This is a genomic window from Pseudomonas sp. ICMP 561, from assembly GCF_002699985.1.
Classification (GTDB): Bacteria; Pseudomonadota; Gammaproteobacteria; order Pseudomonadales; family Pseudomonadaceae; genus Aquipseudomonas; species Aquipseudomonas quasicaspiana.
On sequence record NZ_LKBT01000070.1, the window covers coordinates 226,516 to 250,550 of the forward strand.

Below are 24,035 nucleotides of genomic sequence, written 5' to 3' on the forward strand. Positions count from 1 at the left end.
TCGCGCATTGGAGCCCTCTCTAGCAGCGTTATCGACTGGAAATGGGCAAACTTTATCGCCCCTCAATACTCCAGCTTACTTCGCTCACAGACAGGCCTACCCAGAACTCCCGCCCAAGCCTTGTAAACACCCGATCCAATCTTAGTTGATCGTCAAATTGCGCTGAGTGCCCTCTTCCGCATTGATATGACTCAACCGCCCTTGATCGTCAAACATGAGCCAGTCGGCTCCTGACAGGCGTGTCCTCACTTCGGGTCGAGGCCATTGCAGCGTCGCGCAAAGGCGGTCGCTATTGCGGTGGATGAATTGCCAGCGGGTTTCATCATCAGAAACGAGATAACCAGTGAGCAGCCAGTGCTCAAGCAGGAGCACTTCAACAGGGTCGTCTTCAGGCCCTTCAATACACCCAGGCAAGCGATAGCCCTTGCGGCTGCCACGTTGCTCGATCACAAGGACGGGATCATCTTCTCTTTCACGCTTGATGCGGATTTCGACGACGTCACTGGATGCACTGAACAACTGACGGCCGTCATCAAAGACGGTCTTCGAGGCAGGTTCGCGGCTCATCAGGCGACGATCCGGCAGGCGGTAATGCCACAGCTCACTGCCCGACTCAGGGTCGTAAAGCCAGAGGTATTCGCCATGGGCATCATCCTTAAGGCCCAGGATGCGGCCTGGCAGATCACTGACATGCCACAACGTTTCAAGCCCTCGATCCACGTCGACCACCCGCAGTTGCCGGTTTTGCCCAATGGTCCAGGACGAACCGTTGAAGATCCTGGCGAATACGTCGAACTTATGTACGCCCAGATCCGTTGCGGTACGGTTAACCAGGTCCAGCTTGCTGATCCGCCAGGCTTCGCTTCGGCGAACCAGCACCAGCGCCACTTGTCGGCTGTGGGCCATCACGATGGCTTGCGCCGGCACTGAAAAGTGAAAAAGACGCTTGCCGGATGCGTCGACGACCACTGCACCCGCCTCGCCCAATGCCAGCAAGTAACGCGAGTCTTCCAGTGCCACGGCATCCAGTATGACCCTGCTCCCCATTGCGGGTGCCGACCATTCAAGCGTCGCCTCAACGCTATCCAGAGGCTGTTTACCCCGGCGAGGCAACGCTTTGCCAGGAAGGTCAGCCTGGAGCAGTTTGTCCTTGCTCATTATGACCAGCGCTTGCAACTGATTATGGGTCAGCCTCCCTTGCCCATTTGCTTCATCGGCAATGATCGCGTGTATCGTTGCGCCGGTCAGCCAGGCCAGCGCTTTTGCGTGACTCTGGTGCTGCAACAATGCCTCCGCCAGGGCAGCGCGCTCGGCGAAGCGCTGAGGATCATCGCGGAGCTGCTCCACCCATTCCCCATAGGCGGCCAGCGTGTCAGGTAACAGGATCGCTCGTTTGACGAGCGCTCTGATGGCAAGACGTCCACCAGCGGCCTCCGCATCAAGTAACCATTGAGCCGCCCGGGCGCGCTCGCCGGGCAAACTCCAGATGGCGTCGACGGCTTGCAACCACAGCCCTTTGCCGATAAGCGACTCTGCCCACTCAAGCCTCAACCGCCCGGCACTTTCAGGCTGTTTTTGCTCAAGCATCATCACGGCATCAGCAAACGCGTCGTCACGACGAGCTACCAGCACCGCTCGCTGCCAGTTACCGGCCAGGCACAGCAAGCGGACGATCACCGCTGGGGGCATGTCCCACGTCAGGGCCAGATCGGCGGCTTGTTGGTACCGCTCGTGCTTTTCCAGATAGTCGAGCGCTTCCTGGCGCTCTTTCAGCAGTTCGGCCAGAACGAACACTGCTTCTTCAACACGGCCTTCCCGGTCGAGCCTTTCAAACGACTTCCGGTATAAGTGCTTGAGGCGGTCTTTAAAGTCATCTTCAAAAAGCATCGCGTTAGCAGGTCCGGAACGCTCACCTACAACAAGCTCCTGGCGCCGTTGCGGAGTCCCAAATGCCTGCTCCCCCGTGCTCTGGCCACCTTCCAGTGGAATGGCGTGGCGCAGGGCTTCTTCCAGATCGCCGTCTTCGAACATTTCCATCATGCGCCGCATGTACTCTGCCTGGCGTTTGCCATAGAGCGCGGAAAGCGGTGAGCGAAGTGTCAGGCGTGTAAGCCAGCGACGCCATCGATTGACCCTGGGCTTCGTGGGCGTGGCGCGAGGTGCAATCCCCGGCTGGCTCTGGGATTGAGGCACCCCATACGCCCCGGAGGGCTGGCCAGCAAAAAAACGGCGAATCCACAGCAGCAACAGAGTAAACAACGTTGCGCTGATCAGGATTCCCAGAATCACTGCGCCGACATCCGGGGAATCTGCCGCCGGCGGCGACATGGTTTGGCCTTTCTTATCGTTGACAGCCATCCAGATAAAAGCGGCAACCAATATCCCGCTGATACCGAGCTTCAGCCAGGGTAGCGATGCCACCTCGGGGCTCTTCCACGGGTTATCCGCTGGTCTACCGGCAGCCTGATCAGGGATTTTTTCAGGCGCGCTGCCTTTGCGTTCCAGCAGCGCCTTCATCACATCTTCCCGCTCAGGGCTGACAGGCCGCAGAGCACCGCCGAGGATCTCCCGCACGTCGGACGCAATAGCAGGCGGTTCAACGACCGGCTCCGGCAATGCGCGCCGACAGTCATAGGTCTCCAGCAAGGTGTAGCCACTCACATCGAGCCATTGCGCTGGATTAATGAGCCTGGCATCGCGCAATTGCAACGCGCTGACGTGGCTGGCACGCACCAGCCAGACATCGGCTGCGGGCAGGCTGCGCGCTTCTTGCGGGGTCAGCAGAGCCGAGCACAGCGCGTCGCCCTGACGTATCAGCGGCCAGCCCACCTGGGTTTCACACATCACAGACAGGGGTTGGCCAAAACGCAGCAAGTCGCCGTCGGCAAAACGATAGGCGCTTGAACCCGTTTGCCATTGATCGAGGATCAGTCTCGCCCGTTCCTGCTCGTCAAACCTTTCGTGGGAGAACCATACCCCTTCGATGTGCTGATGACCGACCAGCACCGGACGGCGAATCAGTGTCGAGTCATGCTCAAGCATCCGTGCCCTCCCCGTGTTCGTCCGATGTTTCGTTGCAGAATATCTGCAGGCGCAGAGCATTGAGTGGCAACGAATAAACCAGTAATTCCCGGGTGGCACTGGTCAAGGCGGCGATAAGGCCGCTGACAGGGCAAAAGCTGATTTTGGCGATGGGGTTAGAGGTCGTGAACAACACACGCGATTGCCCATTACCACTTCGTAGCGTGACGGATTGCCGCCTGGAACTGTACACAACCATCGAGCAGTAATCATCGCCCTCTTGCTGCCACACACCGACTGCTTTCCAGCCACTGGACAGATGAAGAGTCTGCGTCGGCATCGAAGCATTCGGCGCAGCAACCACTTGCCAGCGCTCGCCCTCAGGCGTAACGGTAAGCAGCGCACAGCCGCCGAAACCGCTCTGCCATTGCTTGCCACCGGCAAACAGCACCTGAGTGACGCCTTTACCGTCGCCCACTACGTAAGCCGGTGAAACCACGCCTTCAGCATTGATCGAGTGAGCGTATAAACGTCCGGCGTCACTGCGAACATAGGCTGCCCGGTCCTTGTCGACTTTGGCCAGGCCCAGCACCTTGTCCGCCAGGTAATGAGTAACGCCTGACTTGGGTTTAGCGGGCGAACGCGCCGTTGCTATCGCCCAAAAAGCCAGATGCCCCTGGTTATCCAGCAGAAAAAGGCGGCCTGTAATGCTGTTGCGCAACCAGACGACGGGCAAAAAACTGGCCGTGCCTGGTGGTAATTTCAGCTCGTCGGGCTCCGGTTTAACGACAGAAACCAGTCCTGACATGTTCCAGAAGGACAGCTCCTGATGGTTACTCAGCACGCCGCCGAGTTTGTTGTGCATGAACGTGAGGCTGAGCGGCGTCCACGCCGGGTTCCACAGCTGACGGCGAATTTCGAGCGATTTTTTTTGCCCGGCTGCTGGTAGCTCGATCAACACCACACCAGGCGCATCAAGCATTTTCATCGCGATGTGAGTGCCCGCGCTAGCAATGACCGGCAGCGAGGTCAGCGATACCCGCGGCACGCTGCCTTTGAGTACGGGAGCCTCAATGGTTTCCCCGACGAATTGACCTTTCAGTAGCTGCAGGGCCAGTTGTTCGTCCGGGATGGGCAGCGACACACGACGATTGCCAGAACTTTGCAGCTCAAAAGACAAGCTTTCCCGGTCGAGACTGCGATGCACTTGAGCCCTGTGGGTACAGAGTTGTCCGTCCGTATTGGGGAGACGCTGCCCCACGACCCAGCACTCTCCGGCGTCATGTTGCTGCTCGGTAAGCCAGTTACGCCAGGTCTGCCAGTGTTCGTTACTCACCACCTCATAAGTACGAGCGTTAAGCAGCCGCCTGAGCTGTGCAGACGAATCGAGTTCATAGAGCTCAGGCGCTTGCTGCAAAATGCCCCAGCGCAACTGGGCACCCGCTTCCTGGGCGCGGCGTCCAAGCAATATCAATAACGCAAGGTGAACCAGTCTCGCTGCGCCTAACTGCAAAGGACCGGCGTCAAACAACACTACTATCAGCCGGTTTGCTTGCCGAGTGTGGTATTGCGGTGCCACAAACAGGTGCTCGCCGGCTGCGGCTCGCCGTAAAAACTCATCGGGCACCTCATCGGCCAGTAACCATTCGCTGGACAGTAAACGCTCATAAGGTCCGCGACGCTGCAGATCACCCAGGCCGTCGGGCTCGGGCACACCGCCTTGCTGTCGGCCGCGCAACGGACCGAGTATTGGATTCAGACGCCCCAGCAGGTCGGCGAACAGGGGTAAATGCTCGGGGGCAAACCATTCGAGCCACTGGCGCCAGGGTTGAAGGCCATCAGGTAATTGCATCAGCGTTGCGCCCAATAATCCTGGATGATCAGCAAGTGCTCCGACGTGACCGGAAGTTGACGATCGAGGGGCACCACGGCGGACGGCTCACGCCACAGCAGCAGGGGTGAGCGCGAAAAACTGGACGACAAGGCCTGCCCCAGTAGATCGATTGGCACATCGGGCTCCCAACTGGTGGGTAACCATAAGCCGGGCGCACGCTCATCCATTGCCGCGTATTCCACCCCATCGACCCACGGCAATTCGCCAACAGCACCGGACACCACCATTACATCGCGATTGGCTGTGACTTGCAGACGTACAGCCTGCTCAGCCGGAACCAATGACAACCGTGCGTGCAGGCGCCGGGCTGCCTCGCCCCATGCTACGGCAGCCCGCGGCTCGGCCGGAGTCAGACGAGGCCGCCAACTCCAGGTCTTTGCGTAAGCACTCATGCCGATGTCGACAGCATCTGGGCTAATTGCCCACGTACTTCCTGCAATCGTGCGGGTATGGTCTGAGTGTTGAAGTTGGCGTCGATCTCGCGAAGCAAACCTTCAACCAAAGGACTAGCCGGTGGTTCGCTACGGGCCAGGTAATCCTCCGCCGTTTCCAGCAGACGGCTGAGCCGTGACATCGGCTGCAGAGTCGCCTCCTCCACAGCACTGAACAAGTGACTGTTGCTGGACTGCGCAAAGATGTCCCGCAGGACTTCGCGACCATGCTGCTGGGTTTCCTTGGTAGGCAACACATACAGCAGCGGCCACAAATCTGCCTCACTGGCCTCAAGGCGTCCGCCCAACAATGCGGCCGCCGCGATGAGTCGCTGAGACTTGACGATGCGGCGGTCCGAGAGCTGGATACCGGCCTCACGCAGACGCCGGATCGCGCGAGCCAGGGACGGCCGAACCTGAGTCAGGTCAACCTGTTTCAGCGCCTGTCCAAGGGTGTCCAGCTGGCTCAAGCCCAATAATTGCTGAACCGGGCGCTGCTCCGACTGCCAGCCACCCGCCAACATCGCCTCCAGTTGATTGTCAGGGACTGATTCAACGAACAGGTGCAACAGGAAACGGTCACCAAACGCTGCCAATGCCTCGTCGTCCGGCAAGCCATTTGCCGCACCGACACAGACGCGAAGCGGGCACTGGATTTGCGTATGGCCGCGGCGAAAGCGTCGCTCGTTAAGCACACCCAACAAGGTATTGAGGATGGCTGTAGATCCCAGAAACACCTCGTCGAGGAACACGATATCGGCTTCAGGGAGCATGCCGCTGACATCTGTTTCGACAGTGCCTTCACGCAACTTCTTCAGGTCCACCGCGCCGAACAGCTCGGAAGGTTCGGTAAAGCGCCCCAGCAGGTACTCGAAATAACGTCCGCCCATGGATTGGGCCACCCGCCGCACCACTGCGCTTTTGGCAGTGCCCGGCGGGCCGATCACCAGAATGTGCTCCTGGGCAACGGCAGCCAGAACAATCAACTCGGCGAGCTGCTCACGCCCAACCAAACCTTCGGCAGCGACACGAACAGCCTGGCGAATGTGCAACGCGGCGCTCTGCAATGAGGCAATCATGGGGTCTTCCCTGAAACTGAAGCCGAAGATTCTGCCTGACGGCGGCCTCGGCGGACAAGTTCAGTAACAGGATTAATGTCAGTTTTCGGATAGTTGAATATTGTTTGATAGGGGCGGCCAAGTATTCCTGACAACACGCTGTCGCGATGCAAACACAGGATCTGTAGGAGTGAGCTTGCTCGCGATTTCGGTCTATCAGTCGGTGAATATATTGCCTGTGCTGACGTAATCGCGAGCAAGCTCACTCCTACAGGTCCCATGTCTGCTGCGCGACAGCGCGGATTCTGGACGATGAGAGATCTCCTACAGCCTGACCCCCACCTGTCATGGCCGTGAGGCGATCTCGTCCAGATGTTCCAGCAGGTCTTGTGGGTCTTCATACACACGCAAGGCCCCTGCCCGCTCAAGCTCTGCAATGTCATAACCGCCCGATAGCAAGCCGATACCGGTGGCTTTACAGCGGCGTGCAGCAAGCATGTCCCAGACGGCATCGCCAATCACCAGGCATTCCTCGATAGGCACGTCCAGCTTCTCCGCTGCGGCCAGGAACAGATCAGGATCAGGCTTGCCGTATTTCACGTCATCACGGGTAATGATGTTGATCTTGTTGATGTCCAGCTTAAGTGCTTTCAGGTTGATCGTTGCCGTATCAATCCCGCCACTGGTTGCAATGCACCACTTGAGGTTGTCCTGGCTGAGCGTATCAAGCAGCTCTACGGCACCGGGCAGTGCGATGATCTGGCCCTGAAGCCGCTCGTAGGCTTCTGCGTGCTTTTCGCTGAGTCGTTTGGCTTGCGCTTCGCTGATGTCCAGTCCGGTTTCTCTCGACAAGGTCTTGAGCATCAGCCCGCCACTCATGCCGATCTTGCGGTGGATGCGCCACATCGCGAGGGGAATATCCTCGGAGTCCAGGGCTTCTTTCCAGGCTGCAACGTTCTGATAAACGCTGTCTGTAAGCGTGCCGTCCAGATCGAAGATGAACGAAGTTTGCGGTCGCATGGGCTGCTCCTTTAATGAGTTTGAATCGGCGTCTCCATTTTTTGAGTACCTGTGAACTGAGGTGTTCGGTTTTTCTTCAGTTCCCTTTCCAAATGCGCTGAACGGCCATATTCACAAAGACCTATGAAATACTTGTACAAGAATTTACATTGGTACAGGTTTTTGCATCACTTCGGCTTACAGCCATCAGGAAGGACGTTTTGAACAGAGAGATGCGTTGATGAGTGCGGTTCGCCGATTGTGTCTGGTGCTGGGCGACCAATTGTCCTTTGACCTTGCTTCGCTGGCTGGTCTGGACGCCGAAAGCGATGCCGTGTTGATGGTCGAGGTCATGGAGGAAGCCAGCCATGTGCCCCATCATCCGCAAAAGATCACACTGATCTTCAGTGCCATGCGGCATTTCGCCGAGGCGTTGAAGGCGCGTGGTTTTCGTGTTCACTACGTTCGGCTGGATGACTCACTGAACACCGGCTCAGTGCCTGCCGAGTTGCATCGCTGGCAGTCATCGTTGCAGCCGGAAGAAATTCACCTGACCGAGACCGGTGACTGGCGTCTTGAACACTCGATCAAGACATGTGGCTTAGCAATTCAGTGGCACAGCGACACGCGTTTTCTCTGCAGTCGTGGCGAATTCTCTGACTGGGCCCAAGGCAAAAAACAGCTGCGGATGGAGTTCTTCTACCGGGAAATGCGCCGCAAAAGTCGGTTATTGATCAATGGCGACGGCACCCCGGTCGGTGGCGCCTGGAACTTCGACGCGGAAAACCGCAAAGCGTTGCCCAAGAACGTGCGCGCGCCCTACCCCGCGCGGTTTTCTACCGACGCCATCACTCAGGAAGTCATTGCACTGGTTCGGGCCCGGTTCTCCAGTCACTACGGTGCGCTGGATAACTTCGACTACCCGGTGACGCATGCCGAAGCCCAGTCGCTGTGGGAATATTTTCTGGATTACGGGCTGGCCGGTTTTGGCGATTATCAGGACGCCATGGCCAGCAACGAACCCTTCCTTTTCCACGCCCGCATCAGCGCCGCGCTGAACATCGGCCTGCTAGACCTTCGTCAACTGTGCAGCGATGTGGAATCGGCCTATTGGGCAGGCAGTATTGCCTTGAATGCCGCCGAGGGTTTCATTCGCCAACTGATCGGCTGGCGTGAATATGTGCGCGGCGTCTATTGGTTAAAAATGCCGGACTACGCCAGCGGCAATTCATTCGGCAACACCAGGTCGCTGCCGGAGTTCTACTGGACCGGTAAAACCAGAATGAACTGCATGAGTCAGGCCATCGGTCAAAGCCTGGAATACGCCTATGCGCATCATATTCAGCGCCTGATGGTGACCGGCAACTTCGCGCTGCTTGCCGGCATCGCGCCGCCGCAGATATGCGAGTGGTATCTGGCGATTTACATGGATGCCTTCGACTGGGTCGAGCTGCCCAACACATTGGGAATGGTCATGCATGCCGATGGTGGCTACCTCGGCTCCAAACCCTACTGCGCCAGCGGTCAATACATCAAACGCATGTCCAACTACTGCGGGGACTGCGCCTATAAAGTGACTGAAAGTACGGCTGACAATGCCTGCCCTTTCAACTCGCTGTACTGGCACTTCCTGATGCGTCACGGCAACCTTCTGCGGGGTAATCAGCGCATGGGCATGATCTACAAGAATCTGGATCGCATGCCTGAATCGAAACAGCAAGCACTCTGGCAGCGCGGCGAGATGTTGCTGGCCATGCTGGATGCTGGGGAGATGGTTTAAAGCAAATCGTTTGTTAAGCCTGACGCTGCGCTGTCGCGAATCAAACATAGAACCTGTAGGAGCGCGCTTGCCCGCGATAGCGTCAGCGCAGCCAATATATGTATCGACTGGCACACCGAATCGCGGGCAAGCGCGCTCCTACAGATAAACATTCCAAATCAGGCAGTGGCATTTGTTGGACAGGAGATGCATTGAAAAAGAATGAGTTGCCCGTAAAAACCTGCGTCGTCTGCGGCCTGCCTTTTACCTGGCGCAAGAAGTGGGCGCGTTGCTGGGATGAAGTCCGCTACTGCTCGGAGCGTTGCCGACGAAACAAGCGCGCCGAGCATTCAAGTTAGAAAGCCAGATGTCCGAAACGGTCCTGCACTGGTCCTGCCCATGTCTATCGTCGTTACCGCTGTGTGCTTACCATGGGATCTCTTAAGCGCCTCTGACACAGCAAAGAGAACAGACCATGAGTAACAAAGCCCTGATCGTCATTGATGTGCAGCACTCGTTCCGCCACTCTACCTACTGGTCCGAAACTGACCTCCCGACTTACCTGAAAAACCAGCAAGCGTTGATTGACGGGTGTGTCCAGCAAGGTATCCCCGTGGTACAAGTCTTCCACGTCGAGGAGCAGGGACACTTCTCTCTGGCGTCAGGTTATGTGAAAACCCTCGACGAATTGTCCATCAACCCGGATGTGGTCATTCACAAGCGTTTTCACAGCGCGTTCGCTGGCACTCCACTCGCCGCCTGGCTGACTGAAAGACATATCAATTCACTGATCATCAGCGGCATCCGCACTGAACAGTGTTGCGAAACCACCACACGGCAAGCCTCAGACAGCGGCTTCTCCGTAGACTTCGTCAGCGAGGCGACGTTGACTTTCCCCATGACTCACCCACGCAGCGGTCGCACCTACAGCCCCGCAGAGATTCGCGAGCGTACCGAACTGGTGCTGGAAGATCGCTTTGCCCGGATCGTCACCGTTACCCAGGCGCTCGAAGGTTGAAACAATGACGATCCCGGTGCTGTTTGTACTGCTGCCCAATGTGCTGATGCTTGATCTGGCAGGCCCGGCGGAAGTACTGCGGCTTGCCGCGCAAGGTGAGAGCGAAACAGCGCTGAAGGTTGATCTGCACTACGTCAGCCCGGTTGCGTCGCTGCAATCTTCAATCGGGTTGCCATTGTCCGGTTTGGCACCACTGCCTGATTCTCTGATGCCGGGGACGTTGGTTGTACTGGTCGGCTCTACCACCGGGACATCACCCGCACAGCAGCTTCAGTTCGAGCAGGCCAGCGTGGTCGTCACTGACTGGTTGCAACGGGTATTTGCGCCATCAGGAAACCGGCTGGTGTGCATCTGCGCAGGAGCGTTGATCGCCGCGAAAGCGGGCCTTCTGGAGGGTCGGCAATGCACGACTCATCACTCTCTGTGCGCCACTTTGCAAACCATTGCACCCAACGCGCGGGTGCTGGAGAACCGACTGTATGTCACTGACGGGCCGATCAGTTGCAGCGCTGGTGTCACCGCAGGTATCGACCTGATGCTGCATCTGGTCGCAGAGCTGGCGGGACCGCAACTGGCCTGTTCTGTGGCGCGGGACATGGTGGTGTACATGCGTCGTGGCGGCGCTGACCCGCAACTATCGCCCTGGATTGCCGGGCGCAATCATCTGCATCCCGCGCTGCACCGTGTGCAGGACGCAATCACTGCGGCGCCTTGTGACGACTGGAGTGTTACCCGCATGGCGAGCATGGCGTGCACCAGCAGCCGGCATCTGGCGCGGTTATTTCAAGAGCACGCAGGCATCAGCCCGCTTGATTACCTGCACCGGCTGCGCGTCAGCGTCGCCCGTGAACTACTGGCCCAATCGACCCTTGATATGGAAGCGATAGCCGAGCGTGCCGGGTTTGGATCGGCGCGACATTTGCGGCGGATCTGGGGCAAGTATGAGGCCACGCCACCGTCGGAAAGCCGCTCGGGTTGAATTGGAATACTTTTCTGTAGGAGTCGCCCCTGTGTCCCTGACACCACGCTGTCGCGCAGCAAACAGAGGACTGGTGGGACCGGATTTATCCGGGAAGGCGGCATTCTTGGCGATAAAAATGCTGCGAATGTAATGGCCTCTTCCCGAATAAATTCGGTCCCACCGGTTCTTTGTGAACTCAGATAGTTACGTGTTGTTTGATGGGAGCTCACGAGCACCGCGACAGCGTGGTGTCAGGCACTGCTCCCACAGAGTCTACGCAATCCGTAGGACTGGCTTCAGCCGGGAGGACGTCGGTACATCCGCTGAACATCCCTGGCCAAAGATGCGGCATCACGGGCTCACGCCAATCCAGCAAAGAGCACGCAGCCTACCGAATCTCATTGACGTACATGAAGTGCTCAGTACTTGCGCGCTGGTGCGTCATCATCACCGGCGTGGCGGCCTGATCGAAAGACACCGCATCAATGATCATCACCGCATGGGGCGCAGTCAGTTCCAGTAACCGGCAATCCTCGTCATTGGCCAGCCCGGCCGTCAGTTGCTCCCGCACAGCGGCAACGCGCAGGCCGTATTGCTCCAGTAAATAGCGATAGAGCAGCTCCGGCAGTTCGTCCGGGCCAGGGAAATCCGGCACTTTACTGGCCACGATCGTGAACTGCTCGTGCATCGCGGGCACACCATCGATGCTGCGTAGACGGTGCAAGCGATAAACCGGGCTTCCCTCTTCAATCAGGAGCTTTTCAGCGTCCTTGGCGTTCGCCTCCCCCAACTGATAATCAAGCAACACGGTGCGCGATTTCAGCAGCGCGCCTTCCTTATTGTGCAAACGGAAGTACTGGAAGAAATAACGCAGGTTGTGAAGCGGAGCCCAGCCCGTCACCACGGTGCCCGTCTTGCGCCGACGCATCAGCATCCCTTCGGACACCAGCTCGGCCAACGCGCGGCGGATGGTGCCGACTGAAACGCCGAAATCGGCCGCCAAAGCATTCTCACTGGGTATGACCGTGCCGCTGGCCCATTCGCCGAGAAGGATCGCCTCGGAGATGTGCCGTTTGACAACCTCATAAAGGGGCGCGCTGTCGTTTTCGCTCAATCGCGAGAAATTCACAGGTGCAGGCGGCGGGTTGTTGTCTGTCATCTTTTTTCCTTGACGGGCCGTGCATGGATACTTAACTATAAACTATATAGAAATACATCGAGAGCGAAAAATGACGACGAATGCGGCGCTGAAACAGGCACTCGAGTCGATCGAGGCGGATCATGATTCGCTCATCCACGATCTGCAACGCATGATCGCGGTAGACACCTGTTTTCCTCCGGGGGCGGGCTACGGCGCGTTCGCCGACCTCATGGATGAGTTGGTCGCGCCGTTAGGGATGGAAACGCGCCGCGTCACAGTGCCCGAAGCACTGTGGCAGACCCGCAGCGGCGAAGCCTATGGCGAACGCATCAATGTTGTCGCTCGCCAGACCGGCGATCAGGAAGTCTGCAGCCTATATTTCCATGTCGATACCGTACCGCCGGGCGACGGCTGGACTCAGCCACCGCTGCAACTGACCGAGGTCGGAGGCAAACTTATTGGCCGCGGCACTGCTGACATGAAAGGCAGCATCGCCTCTACCCTCGCCGCCTTGCGCGCTGCCCAGCGTTTCAATTTGCCGCTGCGCTATTGCCCATCGTTGTTGCTGTGCACTGACGAAGAAGGCGGTTTGTACCCAGGCATCCGTTACCTGGCCGAACAACAACTGGTCGAAGGCCACATCCTCAGCTTCAACGGCGGCGCAGCACCCCGGATCTGGGCGGGCTGCTTTGGCAGTATCGATCTGAAGATAACGGTCAAAGGCCGCTCCTCGCACTCCGGTGAGCCGGTCAATGCAATCAATGCCATTGAACAGAGCCTGCCGCTGCTTAATGCGCTGCACAGCCTGAAGCTCGACGTGCAAAAACGAGCCTGGCCGATGCCCTCGCCGCCGCATTACAACGGCGCCCCGCTGATTTCACGCATGACTCTGGCCGCCGCCCACGGTGGCAGCAAGGGATCAACTGTCCCCGCGCAGTTCGAGATTCTGATCAATCGCCGCTATGCGCCACAGGAGCCTTACGAACAGGTCATGGCTGAGTTGAAAAACTGCATTGAGAGCGCCATGGCAGATAGCGAAGCACTGTCCGTCGAGCATGAAGTAATTGGTCATCTGGCTCCGGTGGCCGAACCTACAGGTCCCCACTGGCCACGTTGGCAGGCTGCGCTGGGCGTTGGCTTCGGGTTCACCCCGGAGCAGTTTCAGTGCTATGGCTCGTCGAGCAGTTCCGACATGGGCTGGGTGCAGCAAGCCGGGATTCAGGAGATTCTGCTGGGTGGACTGATCCGCCCGGAAAGCCGTATTCATGCTGCGGACGAGTACACCACACGCAGCGACCTGGTGGCTCTGGCGCAGTCGATTCTGGCCTATCTGGCCGCTGATTTCGATTCGCCGGATTCTTTTGAATCACCCGCTGAATCACCCGCTGACTGAACACTGGAAACACCGAAGACCGGCATCAAGACTGGTTATCGGCTTTTTACCTGGCTGCCCTATGCCCACTCATTGCTAAGTGAAGTATCGCCATGACTAACGTTTTCAGGCTCAACCGTCGTCGTTTTCTGACCACCTCCGCCATCGTTACCGGCGCGGCCATGCTGCCGTTTTCCAGCACGCTATGGGCTGCGGCGGCTGCACGCAAAGGCGGCACGCTGCGTATCAGCGTCGACCAGGCGGTGGGCATGCTCAACCCGCTGTTGGCACGGGTTAACCCCGAATATCTGCTCAGCGAACTGCTTTATAACGGTCTGACCCGCCTGAGCCAGGACATGCAGGCCGAACCGGATCTGGCGCAATCCTGGAGCCACAACGATACGCTGACCGAATGGACCTTTACGTTGCGCAGCAACCTGCGATTCCACGACGGCAGCGCCTGCACCGCCAAGGACGTCGCCGCCAGCCTGCAAGCGATCCTTGATCCCAAAACCGCTTCGCCCGGCCTGCGCAACATCGGCCCGATTCAAACTGTCGAAGCGCTGGATGACCTGCGCGTCAAAATCACCACCAGCGCCCCGTATGCCGACCTGCCAGTGAGCCTGGCCTACCCGGACGCCAAGATCGTCCCGGCCGCCATCGTGCAAGGCGACCTGGCTCGACTGTCCCGCGAAGCGGTGGGCACCGGTCCGTTCAAGCTGGTGTCGTTCGAACCGGAACGCATGGTCGTGGTTGCCCGCAACGAACACTTCTATGACCCGGAGCGCCCGCATCTGGATCGTATTGAAATCCGCGTCTATCCCGATCCGTCCGCGGAAAGCTCGGCGCTGATGTCAGGCGACATTGACCTGATGCTCTCGGCGCAAGCCACAGAGTTCAGCCGTCTCAGTGCTGCCAGCGGCGTAAAAGGCCTCCGCGTCCCGTCCGGGCAGTTCCTGAATATCAACATGGCGTGCGATCAGCCACCGTTCAACGATGTGCGGGTTCGTCAGGCGCTGTCTCTTTGCGTCGACCGCGCTGCCCTCGTGGATTTTGTGGCGGAAGGTTTTGGGACTCCTGGCAATGACACCCCGCTCAATGCTGCTTATCGCTACCACAGCGATATCGCGTTGCGAGAGGCCAATATCGATCAGGCCAAGAAACTGCTGGCCGACGCCGGTTATCCCAATGGTCTGGACATCACGCTGGTGGCTTCGGACAAACCGTCCACCCGTACTCAACTGGGTATTGCTGTGCGCGAAATGGCCAAGCCAGCCGGCTTCAACATCAATGTTGCGACCATGGCCAACAGCACTTATCTGGATCAGGTCTGGAAGAAAGGCAATTTCTACGTCGGCTTCTACAACATGCAGCCTTCCGCCGACGCGGTGTTCTCGCTGCTGTACACCTCGAATGCCGCCTGGAATGAAACCCGCTGGAACAACGCCGATTTCGACGCAGCAGTGACTGCAGCCCGTGGCACCGATGACCCGGTCAAGCGCGCCGCCCTGTACGCCACCGCGCAGAAACTGATGCACGAGCAGGTGCCTTCGCTGATTCCGACGTTCTTCGATGTGCTGGCCGCGCAACGCAACTACGTTCAGGGCTACCAGTTGCACCCACGCGGTGCAGTGTTCCGGCTCGACCAGGCGTGGCTGGACGACAGCGCGCCCAAGCGTGGATGAACCGAGGATAAACCTGTGACTGCTGCTTATCTGACCAAGCGTTTGCTGTTGGTCGTGTACACCCTGCTGATCGTTTCACTGCTGGTCTTTGCCATCACGCAACTGCTCCCGGCAGATGCAGCGGTGACGTTGCTGGGCCAGAACGCCACGCCTGAAGCCCTTGAAGCGCTGCGTGCCAGGCTTGGGCTGGATCAGCCCGCCTGGCTGCAATTCAGTCACTGGTTGATGGGGGTTCTGCAAGGCGACCTGGGTGTGTCAATGCGCAACGGCCAGCCGGTACTCGGTTCACTGCTTGATGCGCTGGGCCGCTCATTATTGCTGGCAAGCTGCTCGTTGCTGCTGATGCTGGCGGTGGCGATTCCGCTGGGAATCATCGCCGCTGTGCGCCGAGGACGTCCGGTGGACCTGATCATCGGCGTGCTGTCGTACATCGGCGTGTCGTTGCCCGAGTTCGTCACGGCCACGCTGCTGGTTCTGCTGTTCGCTGATTTCTGGCAACTGCTACCGGCGACCGGCTATGTGCCGCTGGGCGATAACGTCGTGGAAGGCATTCGCCACCTGATTCTGCCGACGCTGACAGTGTCGATGATCATGGTCGCCCACGTCTCGCGCATGGTGCGCTCGGAAATGATCGACGTTCTGGAAACCGACTATATACGCGCCGCACGCCTCAAAGGCCTCACGCGGCGGCGGGTATTGCTGCGTCATGCGCTGCGCAACGGCTTGTTGCCGACCATCACCATTGTCGCGCTGGACGTGGGCTACCTGCTGGGCGGCATTGTCGTAGTCGAGGAGATTTTCAACATTCCCGGCATCGGCCGCGAATTGCTGGTAGCAGTCGCCGCTCGCGACTTGCCGGCCATTCAGGGCGGTGTGTTGATCCTCGCCGCTACTTATTGCGTGGTCAACTTTGTGGCTGACCTGACCTATGCCTATCTCGACCGGCGAATTCAATATGCGTAATGTTTTCTACCGGCTGCTGACAACGCCGCAAGGCTTGCTGGGCAGTCTTATTTTGCTGCTGGCGGTGGTGCTGGTCATTGCTGGGCCCGCGCTGGCCCCGTTCGACCCGGAAGCCATTTCAATTCTCACCCGCTACAAAGCACCCAGCCTGACGCACTGGCTGGGTACCGACCAGATGGGCCGCGACATCCTCAGTCGTGTACTGGTCGGGGCTCAGGCAACGATCTCGCTGTCAGTGTTTGCTACCGCCATGGCGATGCTCATCGGCGCATTACTGGGCACTGTCAGCGGTTACCTCGGCGGTCGCGTCGACGAAGCACTGATGCGAACGCTGGATGCGGTGATGGCAATCCCCACGCTGTTATTTGCAATGCTGATTGTCAGCACGCTCGGCAAAAGCGATTTCAATGCGGTACTGGCGATCACCATTGCCTTCGTGCCAGGCATGGCGCGTATCGCCCGCAGCGTGGCCCTCGCAGCCCGCCGCCAGGACTACGTCAATGCCGCAATCGCCCGAGGTGAATCCACCGCCTACATCGTGGTGCGGGAAATGCTGCCCAATATCGTCGCGCCGATCATCGTCGAAGCGACCATTCGCGTGGCCTTCGCAATCATGCTGTTTGCCACCTTGAGTTTCCTCGGCCTTGGCGCGCAACCGCCCCAGCCTGAATGGGGGCTGATGGTTGCCGAAGCGCGGCGCTATTTCTTCCAGGCTCCATGGATGATGCTGATGCCGGGCCTGGCAATTGCCATCATTGCAATCGGCTTCAATCTGCTGGGCGATGGCTTGCGCGATGCCCTTAATCCCAAGGGGCAGCGCTCATGAGTACGGTTTTGCAAGTGGCTGATTACAGCCTCGACTATCAATTGCCCACGGGCGCCCTGAACGTCCTGCAAAACATTGATTTCAGTGTTGCAGCCGGCGAAGTCGTCGGGTTGGTCGGTGAGTCCGGTTCAGGCAAGACCACCCTCGGCTGGGCAATCATGCGTTATCTGGCCAGCAATGCCCGGGAAATGGGCGGCAGCATCAGCCTGCAAGGTGAGAACCTGCTGCAAATGCCTCAACGTGACGTAGAGAAGCTGCGTGGCGGTCGCCTGGGCATGATTTTTCAAGACCCTAGCGCGTCGCTTAATCCAACCCTCAGCCTCGGCGAGCAAGTGGTCGAAGTTCTGACCCGCCATCGGGATCTGGGCTATCGCGAGGCCTGGGCCTTGGGCGAACAGTTGTTGGCCGACGTTGATCTCAAAGACCCGGCTGCGATGATGAAGCGCTTCCCCCACGAAGCGTCCGGTGGTGAGAAGCAACGTGTGCTGATCGCAACCGCCTTCGCCTGTCGCCCGCAGTGCCTGATTTTCGATGAGCCGACCACGGCACTCGACGTGATCAGCTCCGCGCAGATCCTGCAGTTGTTTCGCCGTCTGCGTGAAGAAACCGGTGTTGCTTCTTTATATATCTCCCATGACCTGGCGCTGGTGTCGCGCGTTGCGGACCGGGTGTGCGTGCTCAATCAGGGGCGCATCGTCGAACAGGCTCGTGGCGGACGCATTTTCAGCGCCCCAAGTGATCCTTACACGCAACGTCTGGTGGCGGCTGTTCCGGCTGCGGACAAACGTCTGCTGGATGAAAAGAGATCCGTCGGCCCCGCACTGTTGCAAGTCAGCGACCTCAACGTCCGCTACGGGCGGCCAAGCTTGCTGGACAGTCTGCTGCGGCGTAAATCCGTGCCGTCCATGGGCGCCCGCGACATGAACCTGAGCATGGCGCGGGGCGAAATTCTCGGCATCATCGGCGAGTCCGGCTCGGGTAAATCAACCCTCGCCAAGGCCCTGACTGGCTTGACGCCGTTTACCGGCACTGTGTATTTCGACGGCAAACCGATCTGCGGCCCTGCGCAAATGGATCGCGATTACCGGCGCAAGGTGCAGATCATCTTTCAGCACCCGGACGCCTCGCTTAATCCACGACAGACGATTGGCCAGATCCTATCCCGACCGCTGCGTCTGTATGGCTTGAACGAAGGAGAAACCGAAGCGGAGGCGATCGCACGCCTGCTCCGCGAAGTGCGTTTGCCAGAAGACTTTGCCACTCGCCATCCCCACGAGTTGTCGGGTGGACAAAAACAGCGTGTAGCCATCGCCCGCGCGTTTGCCGCCCGCCCTGAACTGGTGATCTGCGATGAAATCACCGCCGCGCTGGACGTCTCGGTGCAGGCCACGGTGATCGAACTGCTACTGGAGCTGCGCCGTCAGCATGGGACCGCGTACCTGTTCATCACCCATGACCTCAATTTGATCAGGCAGATAGCCCACCGGATTGCCGTGATGTACCGCGGTGATCTGCTGGAAATTCTGCCCGCCGTGGGCATGGCTGCTCAGGCAACCCACCCTTATACCCGCGCCCTGCTCGACGCAGTGCCGCAGCCTTTGAATGAATTGGAGCGCATTGATGAAGAGCCACAGCATGACGCCTGAAGCGCTACTCGACCGCATTGACGAGGCGTACTGCCTGGATTTTCTGGCGCGCATGGTGCAGCACAAAAGTTACAGCGCCACCCCCGAAGAACGGCGACTGGCCGAATACATGGCAGGACAAATGGCGGAGCTGGGGCTGGACGCCAAACTGATGCCGGTGCCGGGCGAACGCCTGAACGCCATTGGCACGCTCAAAGGCCAGGGCGGCGGTCACAGCTTGTTGTTCAATGGGCATCTCGACACCAACCCGGTGACTGAAGGCTGGACGGTGGATCCGTGGGCCGGAAAGATTGATGAGGAGTTCATCTACGGCATCGGTGTTTCCAACATGAAGGCTGGCGATGCAGCGTATTTTTGCGCACTGAAAACCTTGATTGATGCCGGGATCAAGCTCAAGGGCGATGTGATCCTCACTTATGTGGTGGGTGAACTGCAGGGTGGCATCGGGACCATTGCGGCGATCGAGCAAGGTGTGAAAGCGGACTATTTCATCAATTCCGAACCCACTGACCTGCAAGCCGTGACTCTGCATGTGGGTTCGTTGATGTTCGTCATCGAGCTGACCGGCGACACACGTCACCTGTCCAAACGCGAAGAGGCCGTGGACGTGATCACCGCTGCGGTGCAGTTGATCCCGCAGATCAACGGCATCACCTTCAGCGGCGCGCGTTCGCCGGAGCATGAGAAGGTCAATCGCGGCCATATCGGAGTGGTGCGAGGTGCGCTGGGCCGTGATCTTGAAGAATGGCGTCCGCCACAGGTTGCAGACTTTCTGCGCCTGCGCGGTTCGGCCCGCTACACACCGGGCCAAACCGTGGAGTCAGTGCTGGCTGATTTGCAGCGCCTGCTGGATCAGCTCTGCGAGCAATTCCCCGGACTACAGGCAACGCTGATCAATGACAGTGACAACCAGCCGCTGATGCCGCCGTTCGAGGTGTCCCATGACTCGTTGATCGTCAAGGCGGTCAACACTGCTTATGAGCAGGTTCGTGGCGAGCCGCAGCCGACCGGGATTATCACCCCGCCCGCTTATTTCGGCACTGACGCTGCGCATTTCTACCAGCGTCTGGGCATGCAAGGCGTGGTCTGCGGTCCGGGCGGCAAGTTCAACACCATGCCGGACGAACGCGTACACATCAGCGATTATCTGGACATGGTGCGCGTCTATATCCTGGCCATCCTCAGCATTTGTGAGGTTGCTGAATAGTTAAAACTGCGCTGATTCTGTGGGAGATCCTATATTTGCCCGCAAGCGTGATCTTGTAGGACCGGCTTTAGCCGGGAGAGCGGTGTTTCTGTCGAAGAAAATGGCGAAGGATATCTAGCGCATGTACCGACGCCATCCCGGCTAAAGCCGGTCCTACGGATTTACGTAGATTCTGTGAGGACGCCGTTAGGCTTGCAGGCCATGGCTCACGACCTGCGAATAATCTTGATCGAATGTGTCAGCGTCGGCTTACGCGTCACGCTGATGGCGCGGCGCGTGACGGTGTCGAGGGTGATGTTCCAGTAACCACTGCTTGGCACAGTGATTTTGGCTGGAAACGTATCGAACGCCCCGCCGTGATAGGTGTGCCGTCCGCCGTTCTTGAAGCTGCGAAAGTTGGCATCGCTCATCAGGCGAATGTTGCAGGTCTGCGAAGCCTGAATGACCACGATGTCGTCTTCATTGAGGTGTTCACGCTGATGTATGAATTTCATCTACCACTCCGGCCAGGTGGGTCAGGCCTTTCTATCGTTTAAATCTTCAAGCCCTTTGGGCAAGGATCGCGGCCATCAGCCCTGGAAAACGGGTTTCCAGATCATCAGTTCGCAGCGAGTTCATGTGCGTCGTGCCGACGTTCTGGGTCATGACCAGGCCTGCATCACGCAGCACTCGAAAATGATGGGACATACTCGATTTGGGTCTTCCGCCGTCAAGTTCGCCACACGTGGCCTGAGGCACGCTGCCTAAATAACGGACTATCTCCAGACGAACCGGGTCGCTCAGGGCGTAAAACACTCGCTCGAGTTCGAAGTCGCTGGCGGGGGGATGTTTGAATGGGCGCATGGGGTGAATCATACACGGGGCTTTACCGAACAGCCATTGTTCGAATAGTATCGAACAAACGAAACGTCATCCGAGGTCTGTTCAATGTCCGCGCTATTCCAACCCTACACCCTGAAAGACATCACGTTGCGCAACCGGATTGCGGTTCCGCCGATGTGCCAATACTCCGCAGTAGACGGCCTGATCAACGAATGGCATCAGGTGCATCTGGCCGCCCTCGCGCGCGGCGGTGCAGGCCTGGTGATCGTCGAAGCAACCGCTGTTTCGCCTGAAGGCCGGATTACTCCGGGCTGCACCGGGATCTGGAATGACGAACTGGCTCAAGCGTTTGTACCGGTCGTGCAGGCCATCAAGGCAGCAGGTTCAGTGCCCGGCATTCAGATTGCCCACGCAGGCCGCAAAGCCAGCGCCAACCGTCCATGGGAAGGCGATGACCACATCGCGGCTGATGATGCTCGCGGCTGGCAGACCATCGCGCCCTCCTCCATTGCCTTCGGCGCTCACCTGTCAAAACAGCCAACGGCCATGACGCTGGACGACATTGCCCGTGTTCGCGAGGATTTCGTCGCCGCAGCCCGTCGCGCCCGGGATGCCGGTTTTGAGTGGCTGGAACTGCACTTCGCTCACGGTTACCTGGCTCAGTCGTTCTTCTCCGAGCACTCCAACCACCGTGAAGATGCCTACGGCGGCAGTTTTGAAAACCGCAGCCGTTTTCTGCTGGAAACCCTGGCAGCCGTCCGTGAGGTCTGGCCAGAGCATCTGCCGCTGACCGCACGTTTTGGCGTGCTGGAATTTGATGGCCGAGACGAACAGACGCTGCTGGAATCCATCGAATTGACCCGCCAGTTCAAAGCGGCCGGCCTGGACATGCTGAGTGTCAGCATTGGCTTCTCCATTCCCGATGCCAACATTCCCTGGGCTCCTGCGTTCATGGGCCCTATCGCCGAGCGTGTACGGCGCGAGGCCGACATTCCGGTTTCGTCTGCATGGGGCTTTGGTTTCCCGGGCATCGCCGAGCAAGCGGTCAAAGACGGTCAACTGGATCTGGTCATGGTCGGCAAGGCTCACCTGGCCAACCCGCACTGGGCTTATTTCGCGGCTAAAGAACTGGGCATTGATCGCGCGTCCTGGACATTGCCTGCGCCTTACGCTCACTGGCTTGAGCGCTACTAAGCGTCAGTAATACTGGCGACAGGCTAAAAGCAGAAAGGCGACCATGGTGTCGCCTTTCTGCTTTTTAGCGGCTGAATGTCGTTATCTGGAATCGTTATCCCAGACCCAGCCCCACACTCCAGGCAAGTGAACGGCAACAGCGCTGGTGGGTACGGTTCGAGACAGTGCAGCTCGTTGTAACTCGGCGCGGTCATCGTAAAACGGCTTGGGGGCAACTTGCAGGCCGGTTGTCTGAGCGCTGTCCAACAAAATCTGCAGGTATTCCCGGGTATGCCGTGCGGTGTATCGATTCAGGTCATGAAAGGTCACCACAATCGGAATGGCGCCATCTACAGCGTGAAACTCACCGCTGGCAACACGCTCGCGCACTTCAGACATTTCCCTGAGCATGTGGGCACGTCGGCGCGGGCTGGCGTTGAAACCCCAGATTTTTCCGTCATTGGCGCTGATATCGGTCAACAGCACCTGCATCCCATGCCGCTGGTACGCGGCAAACGTACGCTGGTCGTAGTTCCAGAACGGTGGGCGGAGTAACGTCGGCGGGCTGCCCATGGTTGACGCGATGATCGCGCTGCCCTGTTGCAGGGATTGTTCCAGTACTTCGTCACTCAGGGTGCGGTGGTTGGTGTGTCCGGGCGTGCCCGAATGAAACCCCAGGATATGCCCCGCAGCGGCTTCACGGCGCATGATTCTGCGACCACGGTCACTGTTGCCCGCGCGCGTGGCACCAGTCTGAACGAAGAAAACCGCTTTGATATCGTTCTGCACAGGGTTCTGCGCAAGACTGTGCAGCACTTGAATCGTCGGATTGGCCAGGCTGGATGCACTCGGACCATCATCGAAGGTCACAACAAAACGGATCGGCGCTTGCTGGCTCAAGCGTTCCCGGGTTTGCTGAGTCAGGGGAATGGGCGTTGCAATGCACCCGGCAAGAACCACCGACAGGATCAACCCGCACAAAACAGCACAGAGACTTCGCATTGACGGGGCATTCCGGGTAACGGGCGCGGGGGAAGATGGCAAGAGCGGCGAGTGTATACGCAGGTCATTTAGCTGTGTAGTGCTTGATGCCTGCGCCACGTACGTTATCGCCTGGCCCCGGACATACCGAGGACAGGATCTGTAGGAGTGAGCTTGCTCGCGATAACGGTAGACCTGCCAATACATTACCGTCTGGCCTGACGCCATCGCGAGCAAGCTCACTCCTGCAAGAGTATTCATTCAACCCGAATAATCGTGCCCGGTTCTGATCCAGTTCACAGGTCCATCCACTTCTGCTTTATTTCATGACTCTGGTTGATTCCAATCGTGATAACTTTCCTGCCTGAATGGCTTTAACGGATGTTTTTGCCCTTTTCAGGCAGAGATAAACAAACCGACTGTCTGCAACTCGTCGATTTTTATAAAAAAATGAATTTTTTCGGGTTTGTTTTGTTCAGATATCGGGGAGCAACAAAATGGATCCACGTTGCTGTGCTTCCCGATTTTTAATGTATGAGGCTGAGGAAGGGAAAAATGACTCAATCACCGCAGTATGGGGAGTCCTCGCAAAACCAGGATCTGATCTTGATCGTCGAAGACGAACCGATGATCCGGGACTTTGTGCAGGAGATTCTGGAGTTCGAGGGCGGCTTCAGGACTGAGTCTGTGGAAAATGCCGATCAGGCGGTTGAGTATCTCGAGAAGCATGCGGCGGATGTCTCGCTACTGCTGACCGACGTACGCATGCCCGGCAGCATGGATGGCATTGCGTTGGCGAACATGGTTGCAACCAAATGGGGCATCCCCATAGTTGTTATGTCAGGGCATGGAACACCGGGTAGCGACCAGTTGCCTGCGGATGTTCTATTTATCGCCAAACCCTGGACCATTTCGCAATTGCTTGATGGTGTCGACGAGACGCTAAGCGCCAGTAAAGCTCCACTGACCGTACCCGCCAGCGAGTCTCGCTGAAAAACGCAGCCTGAAATTCCCGAACTGCCTTTCAGATCTCAAAACCTTGAAGGCCGTTGCAAGAAGCTAAATCATCTGCCAGCCA

The 24,035-nt window shown here is 58.3% G+C and carries 21 protein-coding genes; 12 read left to right on the forward strand and 9 right to left on the reverse strand.

From position 1 onward, the window contains the following. Positions 1 to 141: 141 nt before the first annotated feature. The 5 genes from AO242_RS29095 to AO242_RS29115 all read right to left on the reverse strand — a co-directional run bounded on the left by AO242_RS29095 (position 142) and on the right by AO242_RS29115 (position 7,424). The gene (locus AO242_RS29095; RefSeq protein WP_099271407.1) at positions 142 to 3,042 is read right to left on the reverse strand and encodes a bpX6 domain-containing protein; all 2,901 of its coding nucleotides are present in this window, start codon (positions 3,040 to 3,042) and stop codon (positions 142 to 144) included. Beyond that, on the reverse strand, positions 3,035 to 4,873 hold the full coding sequence (locus tag AO242_RS29100) for a hypothetical protein (RefSeq protein WP_099271408.1): 1,839 nt from the start codon (positions 4,871 to 4,873) through the stop codon (positions 3,035 to 3,037). Before AO242_RS29100 ends, AO242_RS29095 begins: the two co-directional genes overlap by 8 nt. After that, the gene (locus AO242_RS29105) at positions 4,873 to 5,307 is read right to left on the reverse strand and encodes a bpX5 domain-containing protein (protein ID WP_099271409.1); all 435 of its coding nucleotides are present in this window, start codon (positions 5,305 to 5,307) and stop codon (positions 4,873 to 4,875) included. Before AO242_RS29105 ends, AO242_RS29100 begins: the two co-directional genes overlap by 1 nt. Beyond that, complete coding sequence (locus AO242_RS29110) at positions 5,304 to 6,425, reverse strand: AAA family ATPase (RefSeq protein WP_099271410.1); 1,122 nt, start codon at positions 6,423 to 6,425, stop codon at positions 5,304 to 5,306. The genes AO242_RS29105 and AO242_RS29110 overlap by 4 nt, the downstream gene beginning before the upstream one ends. Before the next feature lie 324 nt (positions 6,426 to 6,749). After that, positions 6,750 to 7,424: an HAD family hydrolase gene (locus AO242_RS29115; protein ID WP_027899612.1), complete on the reverse strand. Its 675-nt coding sequence runs from the start codon at positions 7,422 to 7,424 to the stop codon at positions 6,750 to 6,752. A gap of 220 nt (positions 7,425 to 7,644) precedes the next feature. On the opposite strand from AO242_RS29115, the gene AO242_RS29120 reads away from it, so the two are divergent. The 4 genes from AO242_RS29120 to AO242_RS29135 all read left to right on the forward strand — a co-directional run bounded on the left by AO242_RS29120 (position 7,645) and on the right by AO242_RS29135 (position 11,159). Beyond that, a complete protein-coding gene (locus AO242_RS29120) occupies positions 7,645 to 9,183 on the forward strand; it encodes a cryptochrome/photolyase family protein (protein ID WP_099271411.1) in 1,539 nt (512 codons plus the stop codon). Positions 9,184 to 9,374: 191 nt separating this feature from the next. Beyond that, a complete protein-coding gene (locus AO242_RS29125) occupies positions 9,375 to 9,521 on the forward strand; it encodes a DUF2256 domain-containing protein (protein WP_099271412.1) in 147 nt (48 codons plus the stop codon). Positions 9,522 to 9,637: 116 nt separating this feature from the next. Further along, positions 9,638 to 10,180 carry a cysteine hydrolase family protein gene (locus tag AO242_RS29130; protein WP_099271413.1) on the forward strand — a complete coding sequence of 181 codons (543 nt, stop codon included), beginning with the start codon at positions 9,638 to 9,640 and terminating at the stop codon, positions 10,178 to 10,180. A 4-nt stretch (positions 10,181 to 10,184) separates the two neighbouring features. Beyond that, entirely contained in the window at positions 10,185 to 11,159 is a 975-nt protein-coding gene (locus AO242_RS29135) for a GlxA family transcriptional regulator (protein ID WP_099271414.1), read from the forward strand. Between the two features lie 370 nt (positions 11,160 to 11,529). Here AO242_RS29135 and AO242_RS29140 read toward each other — a convergent pair whose 3' ends face one another. Next, complete coding sequence (locus AO242_RS29140; RefSeq protein WP_099271415.1) at positions 11,530 to 12,300, reverse strand: GntR family transcriptional regulator; 771 nt, start codon at positions 12,298 to 12,300, stop codon at positions 11,530 to 11,532. Positions 12,301 to 12,370: 70 nt separating this feature from the next. On the opposite strand from AO242_RS29140, the gene AO242_RS29145 reads away from it, so the two are divergent. The 6 genes from AO242_RS29145 to AO242_RS29170 all read left to right on the forward strand — a co-directional run bounded on the left by AO242_RS29145 (position 12,371) and on the right by AO242_RS29170 (position 19,981). Further along, on the forward strand, positions 12,371 to 13,675 hold the full coding sequence (locus tag AO242_RS29145) for a M20 family metallopeptidase (protein ID WP_099271416.1): 1,305 nt from the start codon (positions 12,371 to 12,373) through the stop codon (positions 13,673 to 13,675). Positions 13,676 to 13,767: 92 nt separating this feature from the next. Then, positions 13,768 to 15,339, forward strand: coding sequence for an ABC transporter substrate-binding protein (locus AO242_RS29150; RefSeq protein WP_099271417.1), 1,572 nt, complete (start codon positions 13,768 to 13,770; stop codon positions 15,337 to 15,339). 15 nt (positions 15,340 to 15,354) lie between these two features. Next, on the forward strand, positions 15,355 to 16,302 hold the full coding sequence (locus AO242_RS29155; protein ID WP_095101458.1) for an ABC transporter permease: 948 nt from the start codon (positions 15,355 to 15,357) through the stop codon (positions 16,300 to 16,302). Further along, the gene (locus AO242_RS29160) at positions 16,295 to 17,128 is read left to right on the forward strand and encodes an ABC transporter permease (protein WP_099271418.1); all 834 of its coding nucleotides are present in this window, start codon (positions 16,295 to 16,297) and stop codon (positions 17,126 to 17,128) included. The genes AO242_RS29155 and AO242_RS29160 overlap by 8 nt, the downstream gene beginning before the upstream one ends. Then, entirely contained in the window at positions 17,125 to 18,774 is a 1,650-nt protein-coding gene (gene nikE / locus AO242_RS29165; RefSeq protein ID WP_099271419.1) for a nickel ABC transporter ATP-binding protein NikE, read from the forward strand. Before AO242_RS29160 ends, nikE begins: the two co-directional genes overlap by 4 nt. Then, entirely contained in the window at positions 18,749 to 19,981 is a 1,233-nt protein-coding gene (locus AO242_RS29170; protein ID WP_257153538.1) for a M20 family metallopeptidase, read from the forward strand. The genes nikE and AO242_RS29170 overlap by 26 nt, the downstream gene beginning before the upstream one ends. A 206-nt stretch (positions 19,982 to 20,187) precedes the next feature. On the opposite strand, the gene AO242_RS29175 is transcribed toward AO242_RS29170, so the two are convergent. Then, complete coding sequence (locus AO242_RS29175; protein ID WP_087264168.1) at positions 20,188 to 20,475, reverse strand: DUF1883 domain-containing protein; 288 nt, start codon at positions 20,473 to 20,475, stop codon at positions 20,188 to 20,190. 46 nt (positions 20,476 to 20,521) lie between these two features. Then, entirely contained in the window at positions 20,522 to 20,824 is a 303-nt protein-coding gene (locus tag AO242_RS29180; protein WP_099271420.1) for an ArsR/SmtB family transcription factor, read from the reverse strand. Between the two features lie 84 nt (positions 20,825 to 20,908). Between AO242_RS29180 and AO242_RS29185 the strand changes: the two genes are divergently transcribed. Next, on the forward strand, positions 20,909 to 21,997 hold the full coding sequence (locus AO242_RS29185) for an NADH:flavin oxidoreductase/NADH oxidase (protein WP_027898516.1): 1,089 nt from the start codon (positions 20,909 to 20,911) through the stop codon (positions 21,995 to 21,997). 81 nt (positions 21,998 to 22,078) lie between these two features. On the opposite strand, the gene AO242_RS29190 is transcribed toward AO242_RS29185, so the two are convergent. Further along, on the reverse strand, positions 22,079 to 22,978 hold the full coding sequence (locus AO242_RS29190; RefSeq protein ID WP_099271421.1) for a polysaccharide deacetylase family protein: 900 nt from the start codon (positions 22,976 to 22,978) through the stop codon (positions 22,079 to 22,081). Between the two features lie 534 nt (positions 22,979 to 23,512). On the opposite strand from AO242_RS29190, the gene AO242_RS29195 reads away from it, so the two are divergent. Continuing rightward, positions 23,513 to 23,950, forward strand: coding sequence for a response regulator (locus tag AO242_RS29195; protein WP_049826748.1), 438 nt, complete (start codon positions 23,513 to 23,515; stop codon positions 23,948 to 23,950). Positions 23,951 to 24,035: the final 85 nt, after the last annotated feature.

Bases quoted from the DNA above. Each gene is read 5' to 3' on its own strand.
- AO242_RS29195 (WP_049826748.1), top strand. From the start codon at position 23,513: ATGACTCAATCACCGCAGTATGGGGAGTCCTCGCAAAACCAGGATCTG.
- AO242_RS29130 (WP_099271413.1), top strand. From the start codon at position 9,638: ATGAGTAACAAAGCCCTGATCGTCATTGATGTGCAGCACTCGTTCCGC.
- AO242_RS29115 (WP_027899612.1), bottom strand. From the start codon at position 7,424: ATGCGACCGCAAACTTCGTTCATCTTCGATCTGGACGGCACGCTTACA.
- nikE (WP_099271419.1), top strand. From the start codon at position 17,125: ATGAGTACGGTTTTGCAAGTGGCTGATTACAGCCTCGACTATCAATTG.
- AO242_RS29190 (WP_099271421.1), bottom strand. From the start codon at position 22,978: ATGCGAAGTCTCTGTGCTGTTTTGTGCGGGTTGATCCTGTCGGTGGTT.
- AO242_RS29145 (WP_099271416.1), top strand. From the start codon at position 12,371: ATGACGACGAATGCGGCGCTGAAACAGGCACTCGAGTCGATCGAGGCG.
- AO242_RS29105 (WP_099271409.1), bottom strand. From the start codon at position 5,307: ATGAGTGCTTACGCAAAGACCTGGAGTTGGCGGCCTCGTCTGACTCCG.
- AO242_RS29185 (WP_027898516.1), top strand. From the start codon at position 20,909: ATGTCCGCGCTATTCCAACCCTACACCCTGAAAGACATCACGTTGCGC.
- AO242_RS29150 (WP_099271417.1), top strand. From the start codon at position 13,768: ATGACTAACGTTTTCAGGCTCAACCGTCGTCGTTTTCTGACCACCTCC.
- AO242_RS29110 (WP_099271410.1), bottom strand. From the start codon at position 6,425: ATGATTGCCTCATTGCAGAGCGCCGCGTTGCACATTCGCCAGGCTGTT.
- AO242_RS29120 (WP_099271411.1), top strand. From the start codon at position 7,645: ATGAGTGCGGTTCGCCGATTGTGTCTGGTGCTGGGCGACCAATTGTCC.
- AO242_RS29100 (WP_099271408.1), bottom strand. From the start codon at position 4,873: ATGCAATTACCTGATGGCCTTCAACCCTGGCGCCAGTGGCTCGAATGG.
- AO242_RS29135 (WP_099271414.1), top strand. From the start codon at position 10,185: ATGACGATCCCGGTGCTGTTTGTACTGCTGCCCAATGTGCTGATGCTT.
- AO242_RS29180 (WP_099271420.1), bottom strand. From the start codon at position 20,824: ATGCGCCCATTCAAACATCCCCCCGCCAGCGACTTCGAACTCGAGCGA.
- AO242_RS29170 (WP_257153538.1), top strand. From the start codon at position 18,749: ATGAAGAGCCACAGCATGACGCCTGAAGCGCTACTCGACCGCATTGAC.
- AO242_RS29175 (WP_087264168.1), bottom strand. From the start codon at position 20,475: ATGAAATTCATACATCAGCGTGAACACCTCAATGAAGACGACATCGTG.
- AO242_RS29160 (WP_099271418.1), top strand. From the start codon at position 16,295: ATGCGTAATGTTTTCTACCGGCTGCTGACAACGCCGCAAGGCTTGCTG.
- AO242_RS29140 (WP_099271415.1), bottom strand. From the start codon at position 12,300: ATGACAGACAACAACCCGCCGCCTGCACCTGTGAATTTCTCGCGATTG.
- AO242_RS29095 (WP_099271407.1), bottom strand. From the start codon at position 3,042: ATGCTTGAGCATGACTCGACACTGATTCGCCGTCCGGTGCTGGTCGGT.